Origin of the sequence: Streptomyces sp. R28 (assembly GCF_041052385.1) — a bacterium.
In the GTDB taxonomy this organism is placed as follows: domain Bacteria; phylum Actinomycetota; class Actinomycetes; order Streptomycetales; family Streptomycetaceae; genus Streptomyces.
Genome location: NZ_CP163439.1, coordinates 4908873 through 4929217, shown reverse-complemented (window position 1 = coordinate 4929217; position 20345 = coordinate 4908873). Strand labels below are relative to the sequence as shown.

Below are 20345 nucleotides of genomic sequence, written 5' to 3'. Positions count from 1 at the left end.
CTCGATCTGCTGCACAGCACATCTGCTAGACCAACGGAGAAGTAATGCACAAGCTTCACAAGGTCGCCCTCCTGGGCGCCGTCCTCGGCAGTGTCGGTTCCCTCGGCGTCGGCACCGCCTTCGCGCACGGTGAGGGTGGGGCCCACGACCTCGACATCACGCAGGGCATCGAGTGCCGCTCGCACGACATGAACATCGACGTCCTCGGCAGCCTCGGCGTCCTCAACGGCGCGGTGGCCAACGCGCTCAACGGCGAAGGGTCGCCGGGTGCGCAGCCCAGCCACCTCGGTTCGGACATGGGCTGCAACAGCGCGGTCAAGTAGCCCGTGTGAAGCGTTAGGTCCGACGCCCGCTCCACCACGGGGCGGGCGTCGGACTGTGAGGTCGGAGCTCGTCGGCGGCGGACAGCAAAGGAAGAGGATGGCGACGTATCGCATGAGACTGTCCTGTGCCGACGAGATGTTGCTGCTCAACGGGTGTCCGGGAGTCATCGGACTGGCGACGGTCTTCGCCGGTGAGCAGCCCGATGTGGATCGGGTGCGGGCGCGCGTCGCCGAGCGGTGGACGGGTCTGGAGCGGATGAACTGTGTGCTCGACCGTTCACCTGGCGACGGCGGGACGGCGCGGCCGGGGCGGGTTCGGTGGGCCGTACCGGGGCCGTTCGATCCGGCTGTACATGTCACCGTGGCACGCAACAAGTTGGACGACCTGTGGGCGGAGAGCGTGGACCGGCCGCTCGTCGGCCGGGTGCCGCCCTGGCGGCTCTTCGTGGTCCCGGACGCGGCGCACGGCGGCGACTTCGCGCTGGCGCTCGTGGCCCAGCATGTGCTGCTGGACGGGCGCTCCCTGGCGACGTTGATGCGCCTGTTGATGGACAGCCCTGTGGAGACGAGGGAGTCGGGCCGGTCGGTGCCGCTCGCGCGTACCGGGCTGCGGGCGGCGGGCAGGGAGCTCAGGGTGATGGCGGCCGGGGGACAGGCCCTTCCGATGCGGCCGGCGGAGCAGACGTACCCCTCGGTCGCGGTGAGCGAACTGTCCGCGCACACCGTCCGGTCCGCGCGCCGGCAGCCGGCCGACGGCCGGGGTGCGACGTTGAACGAGCTGCTCGTGGGTGCGGTGGCCGGGGCGCTGCGGGCCCAGTACGGTCCGGTACGGCGGTGGCGGCAGCGGGATGAACCCGTGTACACGGCCGTACCGTGTGATCTGCGCACCCGGGCGAATCCGAGAGAGCTCGGGAACACGCTCACGGTCGTTCGGGTTCCGTTGCCCGTCGACGTGGACGGTCCCGTGGCGCGGCTGCGGGCGTGTCAGGCCGCGATGGCCACCGTCCCCGACCGGGCCGCGGTACACGCCACCGTGCTGTTCCCCGCGGCGGAGGCGGTGCGCCGGACGGGCCCGTGGGTGACCGGGCTGCTGGCCGACCGCGGCCGGCACTCCTGCTTCGCGGCGACCGCGACCACGGCCATGAAGTGGCCCGGCGGATCGAGCACCTTCCAGGACCGTCGGCTCGTGCGCACGGTCGGGCTGCCGCCCTTGCAGCACCCGGGCACGGTCAGCTTCGCCCTGGCACAGGCGGGGGACGCGTTCACGCTCACCGTGGTGTGCAACCTGCGCCCGAACGACGCGAGACGGCTCGCCGACGCGGTCGTCACGGAGTTCGAGACATGGGCCCGGACGGCGACGCCGTCGGTGTGAGTCAGCCCTGACGGCACCAGGAGATGGAGGCAGTTGCATGGATGTGGAACACGGCGACGTATGGGAAGCACTGCGCCCGCTGTGCGCGCGAGTGATGTCGGTCCCGCCGGAGGCGGTCGTGCCGCAGGCCCGGCTGGTGGCCGACCTGGGAGCCGACAGCCTGGACATCACCGAACTGGAAGTGGCGTCGGAGGAGTTGTTCGGCGTGTCCCTGAAGGGGACCGACAAGGCCGGAGTGTCCACCGTGGGTGATGTGGCCGACCTCATCGTGAGGCTGCGCACCCATGCCGGCCACAGCCCCCTCGCCCGATGACCCGCCGACCCGCTGTCGCCGTCACTGGCCTGGGAGTGCGGTGCGCCGCCGGGGCGAGTCCGGCAGCGCTGTGGGAGAGCCTGGCGGAGTGCCGTTCGGCGACGTCGCTGCATGTCTTCGACGACGAGGGCACCGTCGTGTACCCGGCGTGTGCGATGTCCGACTTCGATCCGGCCGGCTATCTGACGCCCAAGGAGGTACGGCGGGCCGACCGTTCGGTGCAGATGGCCGTGTGCGCGGCCGCGGACGCCGTCGAGGACGCCGGCGGACTCCATGTCGCGGCCGGCCGGCGGGCGGTGGTCACCGGCACCGGGTACGGCGGGGTGATCAGTCAGGAGAACGGCATCGGGCATCCCGACGTGCTGTACGCGCCTCGGCTGATGCACAACGCGGGGGCGTACTGGATCAGCGCCCGGCTCGGTATCACCGGCCCGAGTCTGACGGTCTCCACCGCCTGTGCCTCCGGCACGCATGCGGTGGGTGAGGCGATGCAGATGATCCGGGCCGGGTGTGCGGACGTGGTGGTGGCAGGAGGCCATGACAGCCCGCTGACCCCGACGACCGCGCTGGCCTTCGGGCGGGCCGGGGCGATGGTCACCGAGTGCGAGGATCCCGCTGCCGCGTCACGGCCGTTCGATGTCGGGCGGCGGGGATTCGTCCTCGCCGAGGGGGCGGCGTTCCTGGTGCTGGAACGGCTGGACCTCGCCCGCGCGCGGGGCGCCCGGATCTACGCCACGCTGACCGGGTACGGCCGTACCTCCGACGCCCACCACCTCACGGCACCGCATCCCGACGGCGCCGGTGCGCGGGCGTGCATGGAGCAGGCGCTCGCCGACGCCGGTACGACGGCCGACGCCGTGACCCATGTCAACGCGCACGGCACCGGCACCGAGCTGAACGACCTCGCGGAAGCGCAGGCGATCACTGCTCTGTTCGGCCCGCGCGCGGTGCCGGTCACCGCCCCCAAGGCTGTGACCGGGCACGGGTTGGGGCTCGCGGGAGCGCTGGAGGCCGTGATCACGGCGTGGTCCGTGCATGAAGGGCTCGCGCCGCCGACGGCTCATCTCACGCGGCTGGACCCGCGATGCGAACTGGATGTGGTCACCGCCGAGCCACGCAAGATCCCGGACGGGCCGGTGATCAGCAACAGCTTCGCCTTCGGGGGCCACAACGCCTGTGTCGTCTTCGATTCGCCCCACGCCTGATCACGGGAGGCGGGCACCCAGGGGGGACTTGGGAACGAGAGGCTGGAACATGAGGCTGACGGCCATCGAGGAAGGGCACCTCCGCAACGGAATGCCGGGGACGATCGGCATCGCGGCGGTGTTTCCCCAAGGGCCGTTCGACCTGGCACAGGTGCGGTCCCGGGTACGTGACCGGTGGGGCGGGCTGGCTCGGATGAGCCTGGTCCTCCAGCCCCCCGCCGGGCCGGCGGCGCTGTCGGGCCACCGGTGGTCGGCGGCCCGGCCGTTCGATCCCGCCGCCCACATCACCGCCACGGACCAGGAGCTGGAATCCCTGCTCACCGACGGTGTCAGTCACCGGCTGCCGGTCGAACGGCCCCTGTGGCGGCTGCTGGTCACGCGGCAGGCCATCGTGCTGTTCGCCCATCACGCGCTGCTGGACGGCAGGTCCCTGGAGACTCTGTTCCGGCTGCTGATGGATGACGCGGTGGCGCCGGGGCCGCTCGGACAGGGGGCGGCACACCCGCTCGCGGCGGGGCAGCAGCGCCCTGCCGTCCCTCCCGCCACGGTGTGCAGGGAACTGCGTCGTATCGGGGTCCCGGGCCAGCCCCTCCCGTCGGCTCCCCCTGGTGAACCGTGGCCGTCGGTGGCCGTGGTCGAGCTCGACCCGCAGATCATGCGCACGGCCCGCTGCCGGCCGGCGGGCGGGCGCGGATCGACACTCAACGAGCTTCTGCTGAGCACGTACGCCGGTGCCCTGCGCGCCTGCCACGGGCCCCTGCGGTCCTGGCCGAAGGGACCCACCCCCTTCTACGCCACGGTGCCGGTGGACCTGCGGACCCGCCACAACGCCCATCACCTCGGCAACGGCGTCACCGCGCTGCGCATGGCGCTGCCCGTCGACCTCGCCTCCCCGGTGGCGCGCCTGCAGGCGTGCCAGGAGGAGGTCGCGGCGTTCGACGGACGCTGCGACGCCCATCGCGCGATCCTCCCGGCGCTGCAGGCCGCCGCACGTACCGTGCCGTGGCTGGCCGGGGTGATGGCCAAGAGGCTGGCACGCCCGGAACTCACCACGAGCCTGTGCACCGCTTTCAAGTGGCGGGACAACCCCAGCCACTTGCACGGCCGTCCCCTGTCGCGCATCGTCCCCCTGCCGCAGCTCTCCCCGCCGGGCACGGCGAACCTCTGCCTCGTGCACACCGCCGACGCCTACACCCTCACCGTCGTCAGCAACCTGCGCGGGGGTGACGCCGGGGCGATCGGCGAGGCCGTGGAGCGGGAGCTGAAAGCGGTCGCGGCGTCAGACCCGTTCTGACCCGGGCCTTCGCATGCTCTGGCCGGCGGCCCTGGTGAGTTCGGGGCGGGTCAGGACGTCGGTGCTGTCGAGGAACTGGTCCACCGCGCCGACGAGCGGCAGGTCGCGCAGGACCGGGTCGGTGATGCGGGCGGTGAGGGCCTCGGTGAAGCGGTCGGCGCGCAGCACCCGGAAGGGGCGGGAGTGGTACGGGCGCGTGGTGGGGGCGACGCGGTCGGTCAGGGCGAGCTCGTTGTGCAGGTGCGCGACGATCTCGTACGCGTGGGTGAGGTGCCGTTCGCGGGTGTGCCAGTCGGTGGCGGCGAGGGTGGCCGTGAGGTCGGGGGTCAGGCGAGGGCCGACGCGGGTGCGGGCGAAGGCGCTGCCGAGCCACTTGCCGTACGGCGGGTAGCGGCGGTCCATCAGGAGGCAGAGCCGCATCAGGTCGCGGACCAGGCGGGCGGCGGTGACGGCGGAGCCCAGTTCGTCGCCGACCTCGCCCGCGCGGCCCACGAAGGCCTCCTCCTGCGCGATGCGCTGCCACTGGCAGGCCAGGACGTACAGCCAGACGTCGTGGGGGTACCAGCGCAGCGCTCGGCGTAACGGGGTGAGGGTGTGCAGGCCGTCGTGGAAGACGGCGCCCGCGGTGACCTCGGCGAGCAGCTGGGTGGGGGTGGCCAGCCAGTCGGCCGGGGTGATGCCCTGCGCCGGGTCGAAGCCGAGGGTGTCGGTGAACCAGATGGGGGTGCCGGTGACTTCGACGCGGTGGTGGACGGGGCCGTCGGTGCGGCGCATGACGCGGATGTCGCGGCTCTCGCCGGTCGGGGCGAAGTTCGTCGGGTGGCCGAGGAACGTCTTCGGGAGGTGCTCGGCGAGCATGTGTCTGATGCGGGCGGCGTGGCGGGGCACGTCGTGGCGGTGGAGGAAGACCTGCAGGCGCGGGCCCCACTCGTGGTCGGCGGAGCGCGGGGTGTCGTAGCCGAGGACCTCGGAGCCGCTGCCTATGCGGGCGGCGGAGTGGGGGACTCCTGGGGCGGCCTCCTCCAGCAACGGGCGTACGGCGTCGGTGTAGAAGCGGCGGGAGAGTTCCAGGCCGGGGATGAAGTCGGGCTCAGGTGCGGGGGAGTTCATGCGGCGCATATGCGTGGGGCTCATGCCAGGGAGCCGTGCCCGTTCGGTGGCGTGTCATGCGCAGGACGTTCACAGCGCCTCGTGCTCCGGTGCGGCGCCCAGTTTCGCGAGCGCGTCGTCCGTCAGGCGGTACACCGTCCACTCGTCCTGAGGGCGGGCGCCGAGAGCCTCGTAGAAGGCGATGGAAGGGGTGTTCCAGTTCAGCACGGACCACTCCAGGCGCTCGTAGCCGCGCTCCACGCACAGCCGGGCCAGTTCGGTGAGCAGGGCCTTGCCGTGGCCGGCGCCCCGGGCGGTGGGGCGGACGTAGAGGTCCTCCAGGTAGATGCCGTGGACGCCGCGCCAGGTGGAGAAGTTCAGGAACCAGATCGCACAGCCGACGGTCTCGCCGCTCGCGTCGTCGGCCGCGATGTGCGCGTAGGCGGCCGGTTGGTCGCCGAAGAGGGCCTCGTGGAGCTGCTGCGGGGTGGCCTTCGCCTCGTGCGGGGCCTTCTCGTACTCGGCGAGTTCGCGGATCAGGGTGTGCAGGGCGGGGACGTCGGCGGAGGTGGCGGGGCGAATCATGAGGTGAGGTTAGCCGGGGGGCTCGCGCAGGCGCCTGGCGATTTCCAGTTGGCGCTCCTCCACCGGGCGGCCGTCCTCGATGTCCCAGAGGCAGTTCTGCAGGAGCCGGCCGTACGTCCACGCACGCGCGCGTGCCCGGTCCAGGCCGAGTACGTCGGTCATGGCGTCGAAGCGCCAGCGGACGTCGTCGGCGTCGAAGCGGTTGTCGAGGGCGGGCCACAGCTCGAAGCCGGGGTCGCCGGCGAGGGGCTTGGGGTCGATGGCGAGCCAGGGGGAGCGTTCGCAGGCGAGGACGTTCTCGTCGTGCAGGTCCCAGTGCAGGAGGCGGTCGCCGGGCTCGCCCGCGACCTCCCGTACGGCGGCGGCGCAGTCGGCGACGATCCGGCGGGCCTGGGGGTCCGGGATGTGCTCCAGGGCCCGGGGTGTCCGCTCCAGCATGTCCTGGGCGATGTCGCCGAGGCGGCGCAGGCCGGCGGGGGCGGGGACGGACGTGAGGTGGGCCAGCAGGCGGGCGATGATCAGGACGGACTCGTGGAGGTCCGGGTGGTGCGCGAGCATGCGGGACGAGTCGAGGCGTTCGAGGAGCATGGTGCCGGTGGGCTCGTCGTGGTCGAGGAGTCGTACCGCCCCGTCGCCGTCCCACACGCGCAGCGCGACCGGCTCGCCCTCGCTCTCCTCGTCGAGGAGTTGCAGCTTCAGGACGGCCGGGGTGCCGTCGGGCCGCAGGACGGGCAGGACCAGGGCGGTGACTCCGTGCATGGGCCGTCCGTCGACCGTCAGCTCCCAGCGGCCGAGGAAGTCCGCCGTCAGGTCCGGGAGTCCGGCGATGAAGGCGCGGCCCGCCTCCCCGTTGTACTTCTGCTGTGATGCGGCGAGCTCCTGCGGAATGTCGATCACCTTGTGACCGTATCGGGGTGGGGGAATCGGCTCACTCGAATTAACGTCCTCGCATGAGCAGCTCGGTGAGTGGTGCCGTGAACGGCGGCATCTCCTTCTGGTACGCGGACGACGGCCTCCCCGAGGTCCGGGAGCCGCTCGTGGGTGACGCCTCCGCGGACGTGGTGATCGTGGGCGGTGGGTACACGGGACTGTGGACCGCGTACTACCTGAAGAAGGCGGTCCCCTTCCTCCGGATCACCGTCCTGGAGCAGAAGTTCTGCGGATACGGCGCCTCGGGGCGCAACGGCGGCTGGCTGTACAACGGCATCGCGGGGCGCGACCGGTACGCGAAGCTGCACGGCCACGAGGCCGCCGTACGGCTGCAACGGGCCATGAACGACACCGTCGACGAGGTCGCCCGAGCCGTCGCCGAGGAGGGCTTCGACGCCGGCCTCCACAAGGGAGGTGTCCTCGAAGTCGCCCGCACCCCCGCCCAGTTGGCGCGACTGAAGGCCTTCCACGAGCACGAGCTGTCGTACGGTGAGAAGGACCGCGAGCTGTTCGGTGCCCGCGAGACCGCCGAGCGCGTGAAGGTCGCGGACGCGGTCGGTTCGACCTGGACACCGCACGGGGCGCGGGTGCACCCGGTGAAGCTGGTGAAGGGCCTCGCGGCGGCCGTGGCGGCGCTCGGTGTGACGATCCACGAGCTGACGCCGGTGACGGAGATCAGGCCCAAGCATGCCGTCACGCCCTACGGCACCGTCCGCGCGCCGTACGTGCTGCGCTGCACCGAGGGCTTCACGGCCGCGCTGAAGGGCCAGAAGCGGACCTGGCTGCCCATGAACTCCTCGATGATCGCCACCGAGCCGCTGACGCGGGAGCAGTGGGAGTCGGTGGGCTGGGACGGGGGCGAGACGCTGGGCGACATGGCGCACGCCTACATGTACGCGCAGCGCACCGCCGACGGACGGATCGCGCTGGGCGGGCGCGGGGTGCCGTACCGCTTCGGATCGCGCACCGACAACGACGGGCGTACACAGGACGCGACGGTCGAGGCGCTCCGCGAGATCCTCGTGCGCTTCTTCCCGCAGCTGGCCCCGGTCCGGATCGAACACGCCTGGTCGGGCGTGCTGGGCGTGCCGCGCGACTGGTGCGCGACGGTCACCCTGGACCGCTCGACGGGCCTCGGCTGGGCGGGCGGTTACGTCGGCTCCGGCGTCGCCACCGCCAACCTGGCGGCCCGGACACTGCGGGACCTGGTGCAGCAGGACTCCGGCCAGGGCGGGCGCACCGAGCTGACCGATCTGCCGTGGGTCGGCCACAAGGTGCGCAAGTGGGAGCCGGAGCCGCTGCGGTGGCTCGGGGTGCACGGGCTGTACGCCGCGTACCGGGCGGCGGACCGGCGGGAGCAGCTCACCAACAGCGCCGAGTCCACGCGGGCGGCGCGGATCGCCGACCGGGTGGCCGGGCGGCACTGAGGTAACTCAGGTAACTCAGGTAACTGAGGGCGCGTTCGCCCCTCCCGGATACTCGCGAGTGCGTTGTCACACCTGTGTGCGACTATCGCCTCAACGACCGATGATCCGGGGGGATTCCATGTCTGACGACGGCTCCTGTCCGTCTGCGAGACCTTCTGTGGGACGGGGGCGGGCGGCCGTGTTTCCGGCCGTCTTCGCCGCTGTCGTCTCGCTCTTCGCCTCGACTCTGACCCTGACCGGGGCGAGCCCCGCCGTCGCCGCCGAGGCGGAGTGCGCGTCGCTCGCGCTCGCGTCCTTCGGCGACCCGGGGGACGCCGTCGGCAAGGCGACCGTGCCGGCTCAGGACAGCGCCTGCTTCTCCGTGACGGCTCCGCAGGCGGGCCTGTACCGCATGTCGCTGGACGACAGCGGCAACAACGCGTACGCGCAGATGTACGCCGAGGACGGCACCCAGGTCGACTGCTACGACGAGCAGTACTACGACGACGGCTGGTGCCAGGTGCCCGCGTCCGGCACCTACACCGTCAAGGTCGTCAACAACGGCTCGGTGGAGCCGGAGGAGGCCGCGGTCACCGTCGTCCCGCTCGGCTCGGCCACGCAGGGCTGCTTCGAGCCGGTCGGCACGTCCTGGGACCTGCCGACGGTGCGCCGGACCTCGGCGAACCGGCTGGAGGTGGACTGCCAGGCGTTCGAGGGCAAGCCGGGTCAGCGCATCCGCCTCACCCGGGGCACGAGCGTCTACGGCTTCGTCGTCGCGTGGATCACCGACGCGAGCGGGGCCCGGATCTGCCCGCGGTTCGCCGAGGACGGCGAGGACACCTTCAGCTGTGTGCTGCCCGGCGAGGGCCCGTACCGGGTGCTGTCCCAGGTCACGGAGGCGGGGAACGGCTTCCCCGCCGAGTACGCGGTCAAGGTGCGCGCGCTGACCGACCCGCAGGGCTGCCGGACCGCGTCCGTGCGCCCCTTCGGGCCGCCGGCGGGCCTCGACTTCGACACCAACCCCTGCTTCACCTTCACCGTCGGCAAGGCCGGGTCCTACCTGGTCCACGCGGTCGACGACGACTCCGCGAGCCCCGTCCAGGTGTACGACGCGGCCGGGAAGATCGCCTGCCGGGAGGGCGACCCGTGCCGGTTGCCGGCCGCGGGTACGTACACCGCGATCCTCGACGGCACCTCCCCCTACAGCGGTGCCAAGGACGACCTGCTCGTCCTCGACCGCGCCTCGGACGCCGGGTGCGTGCCGGCCGGGATGGGCTTGTACAAGGGCGAGTTGAGCAAGACCGGTCAGTACGACTGCCTGACGCTGGACGCCCCGCAAGGCGCCCGCATCGCCGCACTCACCTCGCTCTCCTCGGCCGGGCCGACCCCCGAGGTGGAGGTCGTGGACCGCGCCGGCACCCCGCAGTGCGGCGAGGACAAGCTCCGGGGCGGGGACTGCGCGCTCACCGGCGAGGCCCCCTACCGGGCGCTGGTGCACACCGACGACGAGGGGGACACGGCGACCGGCGCCTACGCGGTGGCCTTCCACCGCACCGACGTCGCGCAGGGCTGCCCTGCCCTGCCCGCCGGCAGTTTCGCCGCGGACGGCAGGAAGGCCACGCTGACCACCGGCGACGGCGTCTTCTCGCACTGCCTGGGCATCCCGGCGGACGCGCACACGGACGCCGAGGTCTTCCAGCTGATCGCCACCTCCGGAACCGCGTCCGCGCGGTTCTCGGTACTGGACTCCGACGGCAAGCGGGTCTGCGAGCGCTACGCCACCACCAACGGCTGGACGATCTGCTCCCTGACCCCGGGCAAGGCCCACACCGTGCTGGTGACCGGCCGCGACGAGGCCGCCACCTACACACTGACCCGGCGCGACGTCACCGAGAGCGCCTCATCGGCGGGCTGCATGAAGACCGCGGCCGCGAAGGTCGGCGGCCCCTCCGTGAAGAGCGCGTACGGCGTCCCCGGCACCCTCGACTGCCGGCAGGTGACCACCGCCGCGGACACCGACGTCGTGCACGTCAACGTGCGGGACGCCCTCGGCACCGCCAACTCGGCGGTCGTCGCCGCGGACGGCCGTATGGAGTGCTCCTTCCGCAACACCTCCTGCGCGGTCACCGGGTCCACCACCCACCAGGTCCTGGTGCAGACCCCGGCCAACCTCAAGGCCGCGCCCGAGTACCGCCTGGACGCCCTGCGCATCGCGACCGCCGACGGGCCCGCGCCGGAGTGCGCCGAGGTGCCGTCCGTGGCGTACGGGTACGGGCCGGTCACCGGCACGCTGGACGAGTCGCACACCGCGGTGTGCGCGGCGCTGCCGACCGCCGGGTTCGACCGCTTCGAGACCGACATCAAGGACACCGCCGGTGCCGCCACGACGGCGGTGCCGGTGCTGTACAACACGTCGACCTGGGCCAACGGCTGCACGCACTACATCCCGGAGGGCTACGACTGCGACGCGCTCGGCTCTTCCCCGCAGAGCACGCCGACGGTGTTCCTGCTGGGCCTGCCCGAGAAGGCGCCGAGCACCGCCTACAGCGCCAAGCTGACCTGCACGTCCGCGCCGTGCGGCACCGAGGAGACGGCCGTCACCGCGGTCAGCCCCGACACCGGTGCCGCCGGCGGCAAGGTGAAGCTCACGGTCACCGGCACCGCGCTCGGCCCGGACGTCACCGTCCGGCTGAGCCAGGCAGGGAAGACGATCACGGCGGCGGCCGACTCGGTCTCCGCGGACAACCGGACGGTGACCGCCACCCTCGACCTGACCGGCGCGGCCACCGGCACCTGGAACGTCAGCGTGCTCACGCGCGGCTGGGAGTTCGGGCGCGGCACCTTCACCGTGACCCCCCAGCCCAAGCTGGAGAACACGGCCGCCCCCAAGGTGACCGGCACGGCCAAGACCGGCGCCAAGGTCACGGCCTCACCGGGGAGTTGGTCGGCGGCTCCGTCGTCGTACACGTACCAGTGGAAGGCGAACGGTACGGCGATCAGCGGGGCGACGGCGTCGACGTACACCGTCCCCGCCTCGATGGTCGGCAAGAAGCTCACCGTGACCGTCACCGCGGTCAAGTCCGGCTGGGTCAGCGGTTCGGCGACCTCGGCTGCGGTGACCGTGGCCAAGGGCGACGCTCCCAAGGCGACCGCGCTGCCGGTGATCAGCGGGACGGCGAAAGTCGGCAGGACGCTGAAGACGTCCACGGGGACCTGGTCTTTGGCGGCGACGTCGTACGCGTACCAGTGGTACGCGGGCGGCACGGCGATCAGCGGGGCGACCAAGTCGTCGCTCGTGCTGAAGTCGGCGCAGAAGGGCAAGAAGATCACCGTGAAGGTGATCGCGCACCGCACGGGCCACCAGGACGGGGCGGCGGTGAGCAAGGCGACGAAGGCGGTCGGCTGATCGCCGACCGGCCCCCGTACAGGGGTGGGGGAGGGGCTCCGCGGTCCGGTGGGGCCCCTCCCCCCGTTTCTCAGGTCACCGACTCCGGGACCGGCGCCTCCTGCGGGGCGCCGTGCTTCGGGGGCTTCGCCGTCACCATCAGGGCCGCGACCAGGCCGGCCAGGAGCATGATGGCGGCGGCCCACCAGATGGCGACGGTGTAGCCGTGGACGATGCCCTCCTTGGTGACCAGGGCCCGCTGGGCCGGGTCGGTGAGGTGGGCGGTGATGTAGGCGGCGCTGCTGGTGGTGGCGATCGTGTTCAGCAGGGCCGTACCGATCGAACCGCCCACCTGCTGCGAGGTGTTGATGGTCGCGGAGGTCACGCCGGAGTCCTGCGGGGCCACGCCCGCCGTCGCCGTGGCGAACACCGGCATGAAGATCAGGCCCATGCCGAGGCCCATGAGGATCAGCGCGGGCAGGATGTCGGCCGCGTAGGACGAGTGCACCGTCAGCTGCGTCAGGAGCACCATGCCGACCGCCGCCAGCAGGGCGCCCGGGGCCATCAGCAGGCGCGGCGCCACATGGTCCAGGAGCCGGGCGGCGATCTGGGTGGAGCCGGTGATGATCGCGGCCGTGAGGGGCAGGAAGGCGAGGCCGGTCATCACCGGCGAGTAGTCGAGGATGACCTGCAGGTAGTAGGTCATGAACAGGAACAGCCCGAACATGCCGATCACGGCCAGCGCCATGGTCAGGAAGCAGCCGGCTCGGGTGCGGTCCTTGATGATGTGCAGCGGGAGCAGGGGCACGGGGGCCCGGGTCTGCCACCAGACGAAGGCCGCCAGGAGGACGACCCCCGCCGCGAAGAGGGTGAGGACCATCGGGTCGGTCCAGCCCCGCGGCTGGGCCTCGGCGAAGCCGTAGACGATGGCGACCAGGCCGCCGCAGCCGAGCAGCACGCCGGGTACGTCGAGGCGGGCGCCCGCGTGGCCGGGGCTGTCGCGGAGCAGGGCGAGGGCGCCGATGACGGCGATCACGGCGATGGGCACGTTGACGTACAGGCACCAGCGCCAGTTCAGGTACTCCGTGAGCAGACCGCCGACGATGAACCCGATCGCGCTGCCGCTGCCGGCCAGGGCGCCGTAGATACCGAAGGCCTTGCCGCGTTCCTTGGGGTCGGTGAAGGTCGTGGTCAGCAACGACAGGGCCGACGGGGCCAGTACGGCGGCGAAGACGCCCTGCAGGGCACGGGCGCCGAAGAGCATGCCGGACGTGGTGGCCGCGCCGCCCAGCGCGGAGGCGGCTGCGAAGCCGACGAGGCCGATGACGAAGGTGCGTTTGCGGCCCACCAGGTCGGCGATCCGGCCGCCCAGCAGGAGCAGTCCGCCGAAAGCCAGGGTGTACGCGGTGATCACCCACTGGCGGTCGCCGTCGGACATGCCGAGGTCGCTCTGGGCGGAGGGGAGCGCGATGTTCACGATGGTCGCGTCGAGGACGACCATGAGCTGCGCGAGCGCGATGATCACCAGGCCCCACCAGCGGCGGGGGTCGGCGTCCACGGCGGCCTCACCTGTTCGGGTGAAACTCACCTGGCCAGAAGACCATGCTTCGGGTCGTGTCGCATCCGGGGAGGGCTGAGGAATCGCGTCTGTCGCCTCTGGGGAGGACCGAGGAATCGTCTCCGGCGAGGGGTGGGGTATCGCCTTTGCGGAGTGCTTGCGGCTGATCATGGCTCCAGTACCACCTTTCCGGTGGTTCCGCGCGTTTCGAGGGCGCGATGGGCGGCTGCCGCCTCGGCGAGCGGGAAACGCTGGACGGCCGGGGTGAGGCGGCCTGCGGCGGCTTCGGTGAGGGCGCGCAGTTCCAGGGCGCGTACGGGGTTGGGGCCACCGGCCTTCTGCATCATCACGGGGCCGAGGACCTGCTGGGAGACGCCGTCGACGAAGTAGGGCCTGCCGTGCGGCCCCGCGCCGGACCAGCCGAAGACGAGGTGCCTGCCGCCCGGCCCGAGCAGGGCGACGGACTCGCGGGCGACGTCGCCGCCGACGCCGTCGAAGACGACGGTGGCCCCTCGCCCGCCCAGGAAGGCGCGGACCTTCTCGGGCCATGCCGGGTCCGTGTAGTCGACGGCCAGGTCGGCGCCGTTCTCCTGCACGCGGGCGACCTTCTGAAGGCCGCCGGCGAGGCCGATGACGACGGCGCCGGCGTTCCTGGCGTACTGCACGAGCAGGGTGCCGATGCCGCCGGCGGCCGCCGGGATCACGGCGACCGCGTCCGGGCCGAGCTCGGCGAACTGCAGGATCCCCATCGTCGTCCGGCCCGTGCCGATCATGGCGACGGCCTCGGCGAAGTCGAGGTTCGCCGGGATCTCGTGGACGCGGTCGACGTCGGCGACGGCCAGCTCGGCGTAGCCGCCCGGCGCGAAGCCCAGGTGAGCGACGACGCGCTTGCCGAGCCAGAGCGCGGCGACCCCCTCGCCGAGGGACTCGACGACGCCGGCGACCTCGCGGCCGGGGATCGTGGGCAGCGTGGGCGGCTGCGGCGCCGGGCCCTGAATGCCCTCGCGCAGGGTCGCGTCGAGGAGGTGGACGCCGGCTGCCGCTACGGCGATACGGACCTGGCCGGGGTCCGGTGCGGGGGCGTCGACGTCCTCGTAGGTGAGGTTCTCGGCCGGGCCGAAGGTGTGCAGGCGGATGGCGTGCATACGGGTCCCCCATCGGATGTGCGGTGCTGGGAAGTTGTCAGGCACCCACCCTTCAACCTCAAGCTCGCTTGAGGTCAAGGGCGTGCCGGCCGAGGGCCAGGGACACGGCCGTGAGCGCGCTGTTGAAGGAGACCTCGGACAGCACGCCGGGGGCGGCGACCTGGTCACCCGCCAGATAGATCCCGTCGCCGCGGTCGACGGCCGGACGGTCGCGCCAGCTGGTGCCGGGCAGGTCGACGGCGCCGGTACGGCCGTTCGCGACGGACTCGCGCCGCCAGGTGACGCGCTCGCGCCAGCCGGGGAAACCGAGATCGAGAAGCTGCTCGGCACGGGTGATGCCGTCGGCCCTGGACTCGTGCGGGGCGATCGGGATCTGCCCCTGGATCAGCTGTTCACCGGCCGGCGCCAGAGAGCGGTCCTGCGCGGTGAACCGCTCCAGCCACCCGGTCCCGTCGAGATCGGAGAGGGCGAAGGCGTCCCCGCGCCGGGTCCGCACGGCGAGGTCGATGAGCGCCGTACGTCCGCTGGTCCAGGTCAGGGAGTCGTCCCTGAGCAGGCGGCGGGCGGCGTCGAGGGAGGTGGCGACGACGACGGGCGTGCCGGTCGTCAGGTCGTCGAGGCTGTCGACTCGGGAAAGGGTCTCCATCCGCACCCCGAGATTCCAGGCCCGGGCCGCCATCCGGTCGATCATGGTCGCCCATCCGCCGCGCGGATAGTGCGCCTCCGGGGGCAGCTTGGTGGCCCGGCGCAACCGCTCCTGCACGAACGCGGCGGACAGGGCGCCGGGGTCGTGGTGGAACAGGGCGACGGCGGAGTAGTGGGCGGCGGCACGGGCACCCTCCTCGCCGGCGATGTCCGTGGCCCAGGTCATGAAGTCGACGTCGACGGGCGCCTGCGGCAGGCCTCGCCGCAACAGCTTGAGCATGGCGAAGGGCGGGGTGCGCCGCAGGACGCCGCGGTGCCGCAGCCGCAGCCGGGCGGCCTCCAGGGGTGGGATCGGCGCGAGCGGCCCGATGAGGTCGCGCTGCTTGAGCCAGAGCCAGTGCGGGCCGCCGCTGTACAGGGCGTGCGGTCCCTCGTTCGTCCGGTACGGCCCCTCGGCGGTCCGGGCCCGCCCGCCGAGGGTGTGGTGGGCTTCGTAGACGGTCACCTTGGCGCCCGCCTCGGCGGCGGTGATGGCCGCGGTGAGTCCGGCGAAGCCGCCGCCGATGACGGTGATGCGGTGCATGGCTGGGTCTCCCTTGTGCTCGGGGTCGCCTTTCGCCCCTTCTCCGTGCGTAAGACGGTCCTGGGCACCCGGAATGTGACATCGGTGGTGTCGGCGGGGTGTCGGCGCAGGTCAGGGGGATTGTCAGTGGTGGCGTGCAGCATGGGGGCATGGCGAGGAGAGCGATGGGTGAGGGCGGCGGTACCGGCAGGGGTGGCAGCGCGGGCAGGGGCGGTGGTCCGGGCAGGGGTGGCGTGAAGGGTGCGCGGCGGCCCGAGGTGCGGTTGCCGCCGCTGGAGCCCTACCGGGACGGGGAGTTGGAGCCGGACGGGGACTACGACGGCCTGGAGTTCCGGGAGGAGGACCTCGGCGGACAGGACGGCGCAGGCGCCCGGTTCCTGGACTGCGAGCTGCGGGGCTGCGCCCTGGACGAGACGAGACTTCATCACGCCCGGATCCTCGACTCGGTGCTCACGGGCCTACGGGGCGTCGGCACCGATCTCGCCGAGTCGACCCTGCGTGATGTGGAGTTGGTGGACGCCCGCCTGGGCGGGGTGCAGCTGCACGGCGCCGTGCTGGAGCGGGTGCTGATCCGCGGCGGCAAGATCGACTACCTGAACATGCGCAAGGCCAAGCTCAAGGACGTCGTCTTCGAGGGCTGCGTCCTGGTCGAGCCGGACTTCGGGGGCGCCCGCCTGGAGCGGGTGGAGTTCGTGGACTGCGCGGTGAAAGGGGCGGACCTCACCGGGGTGACGCTCACGGACGTGGACCTGCGCAGGGCGGCCGAGCTGGACTTCGCGCGGGGGGTGGACCGGCTGGCCGGGGCGGTGATCAGTCCGGGGCAACTCCTGGATCTGGCGCCGGTGTTGGCGGCGCAGCTGGGGATCCGGGTGGAGGGATAGGGGCGGTCCGCGGAAGGCCGGTGGGCTGAAGCGCGGCGTTGGCCAGTGCTGTGAACAGCCCGTAAAGGGGTGGGCGGTGGCCTCTCCGCCAGCGGCTCCGTGGACGGCCTGACCGAGGTCTCCGTGAAGCCCCTCGGCCGCGCTGTCTCGGACATCGAGCTGGGCCCGATCGCCGGCTGACACAGCGGGTGGGGCGGAGTCCGCGTGGTGTGGGTGAAATACGGTGGACCTGGTCGACGTCGGCCGCCATCAGAGCGTCGGCGCAAGCCCCGGCGCCGACACCGCCCCGCTCACCCCACCCGGGGAAACCGTGCCTGGAGCGTCCAGATCGCCGGGTTCTCGGCCAGGCCCTCGTGCAGGTCGATCAGGTCGGCGATCAGGTCGTGCAGGAAGTCGCGGGCCTCGCGGCGCAGCTCGGTGTGCGAGAACGTCAGCGGGGGCTCCTCCGCCGGCATCCAGTCCGACTCGATGTCCACCCAGCCGAAGCGGCGCTCGAAGAGCACGCGGTCCGTGGACTCGGTGAAGTCCAGTTCCGCGTGTTGCGGACGGGAGGCGCGGGAGCCGGCCGGGTCCTTGTCCAGCTGCTCGACGATGTCGCACAGGGCCCAGGCGAAGTCGAGCACCGGCACCCATCCCCAGGCTGTGGACAACTCCCGGTCCGCCTTGGTGTCGGCGAGGTAGACGTCGCCGCAGAACAGGTCGTGGCGCAGGGCGCGGACGTCCGCGCGGCGGTAGTCCGTCTGCGGGGGGTCGGGGAAACGGGTGGAGAGGGCGTAGCCGATGTCGAGCACGTAGGGGATGGTGTCACGAGCGAACTCATAGGATCACCGGCGTGTCCCGTTTCGCGCCCGTTGCTCTGACCGTCACCTCCGCCCTGCTCGTTCTCACCGCGTGCAGCAGCGGCGTCCACGGCACGCCCGGCGGTTCCGGCGTGCGCGACCCGTACTTCGTGAAGGCCGGCAACGGCGGCTACGACGTCACCCACTACGCCCTCGACCTCGCCTACGACCCCGACGACCGCCACCTCACCGGCACGGCGGAGATCACCGCACGCGCCACCCAGGACCTCTCCGCCTTCGACCTGGATCTGAAGGGCATGGACGTCGAGCGGGTCGGCGTGGAGGGCCGGAGCGCTCGCTGGAGCCGCAACGGCCAGGAGCTCGTCGTCCGTCCGCACGACGAGCTCGACAAGGGCGAGACCTTCCGGCTCACCGTCCGCTACTCCGGCACCCCCGAGACCCTCACCGACCCCGACGGCTCCGAGGAAGGCTGGCTCCCCACCGCCGACGGTGCGCTCGCCCTCGGGGAGCCGGTGGGATCCATGGCGTGGTTCCCCGGCAACCACCACCCGTCCGACAAGGCGACGTACGACATCGACGTGACCGTGCCGGAGGGCCTGGAGGCCGTCTCCAACGGGGAGTTGGCGAACCGCACGACCAGCGAGGGCGGAACGACCTTCCGTTGGCACACCTCCGAACCCATGGCGAGCTACGTCGCCGCGCTCGCCATCGGTGACTACGACATCAGCCGCTCCACCACCGACAGCGGCCTGCCCGTGTACGTCGCCGTGGACAAGGAGGAGGCCGACGACAGCCGCGAGGTGCTCGCCGAGCTCCCCGAGATCATGGACTGGGCGGAGGAGAACTTCGGCCCGTATCCCTTCTCCTCCACCGGCGCGATCGTCGCAGGCGGGGACGCCGCCGACTACGCCCTGGAGACCCAGAACCGGCCCGTCTTCCCGGGCGCCCCCGACACCGAGCTGCTCGTCCACGAGCTCGCCCACCAGTGGTTCGGCAACTCCGTGACGCCGAAGAGCTGGCGGGACATGTGGCTCAACGAGAGCTTCGCGACCTACGCGGAGTGGCTGTGGGAGGAGGACGACGGCGGCGACAGCGCGCAGGAGACCTTCGACGCCCTGTACGACCACGGCGAGGACGACCACGAGGGCCTCTGGGACTTCCCGCCCGCCAAGCCCACGAGTGCCGCGCACATCTCCGACACCCCCGTCTACGAGCGCGGCGCGATGGTCCTCCAGAAGATCCGTCAGACCGTCGGCGACGACACCTTCTACGACATCGTCCAGGGCTGGGCGGCCGACCACCGGCACGGGAACGCGGACACCGACGACTTCACGGCGTACGTGGAGAAGACGGCGCCGGACGAGGACTTCGACGCGATCTGGGAGGACTGGCTGTACGGGGACGGGAAGCCGGACCGGCCCTGACGGCGTCCGCTGCCCGCCGCCCGGCAGGACGACCGCCGGCGGCTACCCGGGCGGGGCGGCCCGGCGCGGGGTGTGTGGGGGACTGGGCAGCGGCTTGCGCAGGACCGTGCAGGGGCGGCCGAGTCGGCGGTCCTCGCGGTGGGCGATGGCCTCGTAGCCGAGGGCGGTCCAGAAGGCGAGGCCCTTGGGGTTGTTGTCGAGGACGGCGAGGCGTACGGCGGCACGGCCCGCCGCCCGGAAACGGTCCTCGACCAGGGAGGCCAACCGGCGGCCGTACCCGTGGCGTTGCGCGCCCGTGTCGATCATCAGCAGGCCGATCCACGGGTCCGGGTCGGCCGGGTCCGGGTGATGGGCGAGCGTGATCACGATCCCGACCAGCCGCCCGGTACTACGGGCGAGCAGGACCTCCACGTCCGGGTTCGCCAACTCGTCGGCCAGCGCCGCCGCCACCTGCTCCGGCCGTACGTCGTCCGGGTCCGGGAAGTCACCGCTGAGGGCGTGGAACTCGCGGTTGGCGGCGTAGAGCGCGGTGAGCTCGGTGAGGAGTGGGGCCGGGATGTCGCGATCGGGGGTGAGGGGGAGGGGGGCGAGGATCACGTGGGCAACCTATCGAAGCCTCGATCGACGGCCCCGAACCCCGAGCGCTGCGGCCCTGCGCCCTCCGGCGCTAGCCCTCCAACGCCAAGCCCTCCAACGCCAAGCCCTCCGACGCCCGGAGCCCCCGGCCACGGTGTATCGCGGCAAGGGGCTCCGGCTCAGCGCGGCGTCCGTCAGACGTTCACACCGAAGTCCTGCGCGATGCCCACCAGGCCCGAGGCGTAGCCCTGGCCGACGGCGCGGAACTTCCACTCGGCGCCGTTGCGGTAGAGCTCGCCGAAGACCATGGCGGTCTCGGTGGCCGCGTCCTCGGACAGGTCGTAGCGGGCGATCTCGGCGCCGCCGGCCTGGTTGACGATGCGGATGTAGGCGTTGCGGACCTGGCCGAAGTTCTGCGAGCGGTTCTCCGCGTCGTAGATCGAGACCGGGAAGACGATCTTGTCGACGTCGGCCGGGAGGCCGGCGAGGTTGACGTTGATCGCCTCGTCGTCGCCGGCGCCCTCGCCGGTGCGGTTGTCACCGGTGTGGACGATGGTGCTGTCCGGGGTCTGCTTGTTGTTGAAGAAGACGAAGTGGCCGTCCGAGTAGACCTTCCCCGTGGGGTTGACCGCGATCGCGGAGGCGTCGAGGTCGAAGTCCGTGCCGGTGGTGGTGCGGACGTCCCAGCCGAGGCCCACGGTGACGGCGGTCAGGCCCGGAGCCTCCTTGGTGAGCGAGACGTTGCCACCCTTGGACAGGCTTACAGCCATTGTTGGGAGTCCCTTCCCTCGTTGCGGTACGGCTAGAAGCTACAGCTACCCCTATGAACGC

General features: G+C 72.0%; 18 protein-coding genes. 9 read left to right on the top strand and 9 right to left on the bottom strand.

All coding sequences use genetic code 11. The annotated features are described in order from the left end of the window. The first annotated feature begins 44 nt into the window (after window positions 1–44). The 5 genes from AB5J49_RS21760 to AB5J49_RS21740 all read left to right on the top strand — a co-directional run bounded on the left by AB5J49_RS21760 (window position 45) and on the right by AB5J49_RS21740 (window position 4507). Window positions 45–323, top strand: a complete 279-nt coding sequence (locus AB5J49_RS21760; protein WP_369170296.1) for a hypothetical protein — start codon at window positions 45–47, stop codon at window positions 321–323. Between the two features lie 112 nt (window positions 324–435). Further along, the gene (locus tag AB5J49_RS21755; protein WP_369170295.1) at window positions 436–1695 is read left to right on the top strand and encodes a WS/DGAT domain-containing protein; all 1260 of its coding nucleotides are present in this window, start codon (window positions 436–438) and stop codon (window positions 1693–1695) included. A 37-nt stretch (window positions 1696–1732) separates the two neighbouring features. Next, window positions 1733–2008: an acyl carrier protein gene (locus tag AB5J49_RS21750; RefSeq protein WP_369170294.1), complete on the top strand. Its 276-nt coding sequence runs from the start codon at window positions 1733–1735 to the stop codon at window positions 2006–2008. Further along, window positions 2005–3213, top strand: a complete 1209-nt coding sequence (locus AB5J49_RS21745; protein WP_369170293.1) for a beta-ketoacyl synthase — start codon at window positions 2005–2007, stop codon at window positions 3211–3213. The genes AB5J49_RS21750 and AB5J49_RS21745 overlap by 4 nt, the downstream gene beginning before the upstream one ends. Window positions 3214–3262: 49 nt before the next feature. Next, on the top strand, window positions 3263–4507 hold the full coding sequence (locus tag AB5J49_RS21740; protein WP_369170292.1) for a wax ester/triacylglycerol synthase domain-containing protein: 1245 nt from the start codon (window positions 3263–3265) through the stop codon (window positions 4505–4507). Here the strand turns inward: AB5J49_RS21740 and AB5J49_RS21735 are convergent. The 3 genes from AB5J49_RS21735 to AB5J49_RS21725 form a co-directional block, all read right to left on the bottom strand. Further along, window positions 4493–5617 carry a DUF4037 domain-containing protein gene (locus tag AB5J49_RS21735; RefSeq protein ID WP_369175213.1) on the bottom strand — a complete coding sequence of 375 codons (1125 nt, stop codon included), beginning with the start codon at window positions 5615–5617 and terminating at the stop codon, window positions 4493–4495. The genes AB5J49_RS21740 and AB5J49_RS21735 overlap by 15 nt on opposite strands. 69 nt (window positions 5618–5686) lie before the next feature. Next, window positions 5687–6181, bottom strand: a complete 495-nt coding sequence (locus AB5J49_RS21730; protein ID WP_369170291.1) for an N-acetyltransferase family protein — start codon at window positions 6179–6181, stop codon at window positions 5687–5689. A 9-nt stretch (window positions 6182–6190) separates the two neighbouring features. Further along, window positions 6191–7078 carry an aminoglycoside phosphotransferase family protein gene (locus AB5J49_RS21725; protein WP_369170290.1) on the bottom strand — a complete coding sequence of 296 codons (888 nt, stop codon included), beginning with the start codon at window positions 7076–7078 and terminating at the stop codon, window positions 6191–6193. Window positions 7079–7131: 53 nt separating this feature from the next. Between AB5J49_RS21725 and AB5J49_RS21720 the strand changes: the two genes are divergently transcribed. Then, the gene (locus tag AB5J49_RS21720; protein ID WP_369170289.1) at window positions 7132–8538 is read left to right on the top strand and encodes an NAD(P)/FAD-dependent oxidoreductase; all 1407 of its coding nucleotides are present in this window, start codon (window positions 7132–7134) and stop codon (window positions 8536–8538) included. A 178-nt stretch (window positions 8539–8716) separates the two neighbouring features. Next, window positions 8717–11923 carry an IPT/TIG domain-containing protein gene (locus AB5J49_RS21715; RefSeq protein WP_369170288.1) on the top strand — a complete coding sequence of 1069 codons (3207 nt, stop codon included), beginning with the start codon at window positions 8717–8719 and terminating at the stop codon, window positions 11921–11923. Window positions 11924–11993: 70 nt separating this feature from the next. Here AB5J49_RS21715 and AB5J49_RS21710 read toward each other — a convergent pair whose 3' ends face one another. The 3 genes from AB5J49_RS21710 to AB5J49_RS21700 all read right to left on the bottom strand — a co-directional run bounded on the left by AB5J49_RS21710 (window position 11994) and on the right by AB5J49_RS21700 (window position 15833). After that, on the bottom strand, window positions 11994–13490 hold the full coding sequence (locus tag AB5J49_RS21710) for an MFS transporter (RefSeq protein WP_369170287.1): 1497 nt from the start codon (window positions 13488–13490) through the stop codon (window positions 11994–11996). Window positions 13491–13627: 137 nt separating this feature from the next. After that, on the bottom strand, window positions 13628–14605 hold the full coding sequence (locus AB5J49_RS21705) for a zinc-binding dehydrogenase (RefSeq protein WP_369170286.1): 978 nt from the start codon (window positions 14603–14605) through the stop codon (window positions 13628–13630). Window positions 14606–14663: 58 nt separating this feature from the next. Beyond that, window positions 14664–15833 (bottom strand): FAD-dependent oxidoreductase, encoded by a 1170-nt coding sequence (locus AB5J49_RS21700; protein ID WP_369170285.1) that lies wholly within the window; start codon window positions 15831–15833, stop codon window positions 14664–14666. 149 nt (window positions 15834–15982) lie between these two features. Between AB5J49_RS21700 and AB5J49_RS21695 the strand changes: the two genes are divergently transcribed. Beyond that, window positions 15983–16714 carry a pentapeptide repeat-containing protein gene (locus tag AB5J49_RS21695; protein WP_369170284.1) on the top strand — a complete coding sequence of 244 codons (732 nt, stop codon included), beginning with the start codon at window positions 15983–15985 and terminating at the stop codon, window positions 16712–16714. Between the two features lie 290 nt (window positions 16715–17004). Here the strand turns inward: AB5J49_RS21695 and AB5J49_RS21690 are convergent, their stop codons facing one another. Continuing rightward, the gene (locus AB5J49_RS21690; protein ID WP_369170283.1) at window positions 17005–17505 is read right to left on the bottom strand and encodes a hypothetical protein; all 501 of its coding nucleotides are present in this window, start codon (window positions 17503–17505) and stop codon (window positions 17005–17007) included. A 41-nt stretch (window positions 17506–17546) separates the two neighbouring features. On the opposite strand from AB5J49_RS21690, the gene AB5J49_RS21685 reads away from it, so the two are divergent. Continuing rightward, a complete protein-coding gene (locus tag AB5J49_RS21685) occupies window positions 17547–18938 on the top strand; it encodes a M1 family metallopeptidase (protein WP_369170282.1) in 1392 nt (463 codons plus the stop codon). Window positions 18939–18980: 42 nt separating this feature from the next. Here the strand turns inward: AB5J49_RS21685 and AB5J49_RS21680 are convergent, their stop codons facing one another. Together AB5J49_RS21680 and AB5J49_RS21675 are read right to left on the bottom strand one after the other, a co-directional pair. Then, complete coding sequence (locus AB5J49_RS21680) at window positions 18981–19535, bottom strand: N-acetyltransferase family protein (RefSeq protein ID WP_369170281.1); 555 nt, start codon at window positions 19533–19535, stop codon at window positions 18981–18983. Between the two features lie 173 nt (window positions 19536–19708). Beyond that, the gene (locus AB5J49_RS21675; RefSeq protein WP_369170280.1) at window positions 19709–20284 is read right to left on the bottom strand and encodes a TerD family protein; all 576 of its coding nucleotides are present in this window, start codon (window positions 20282–20284) and stop codon (window positions 19709–19711) included. Between the last annotated feature and the right edge of the window lie 61 nt (window positions 20285–20345).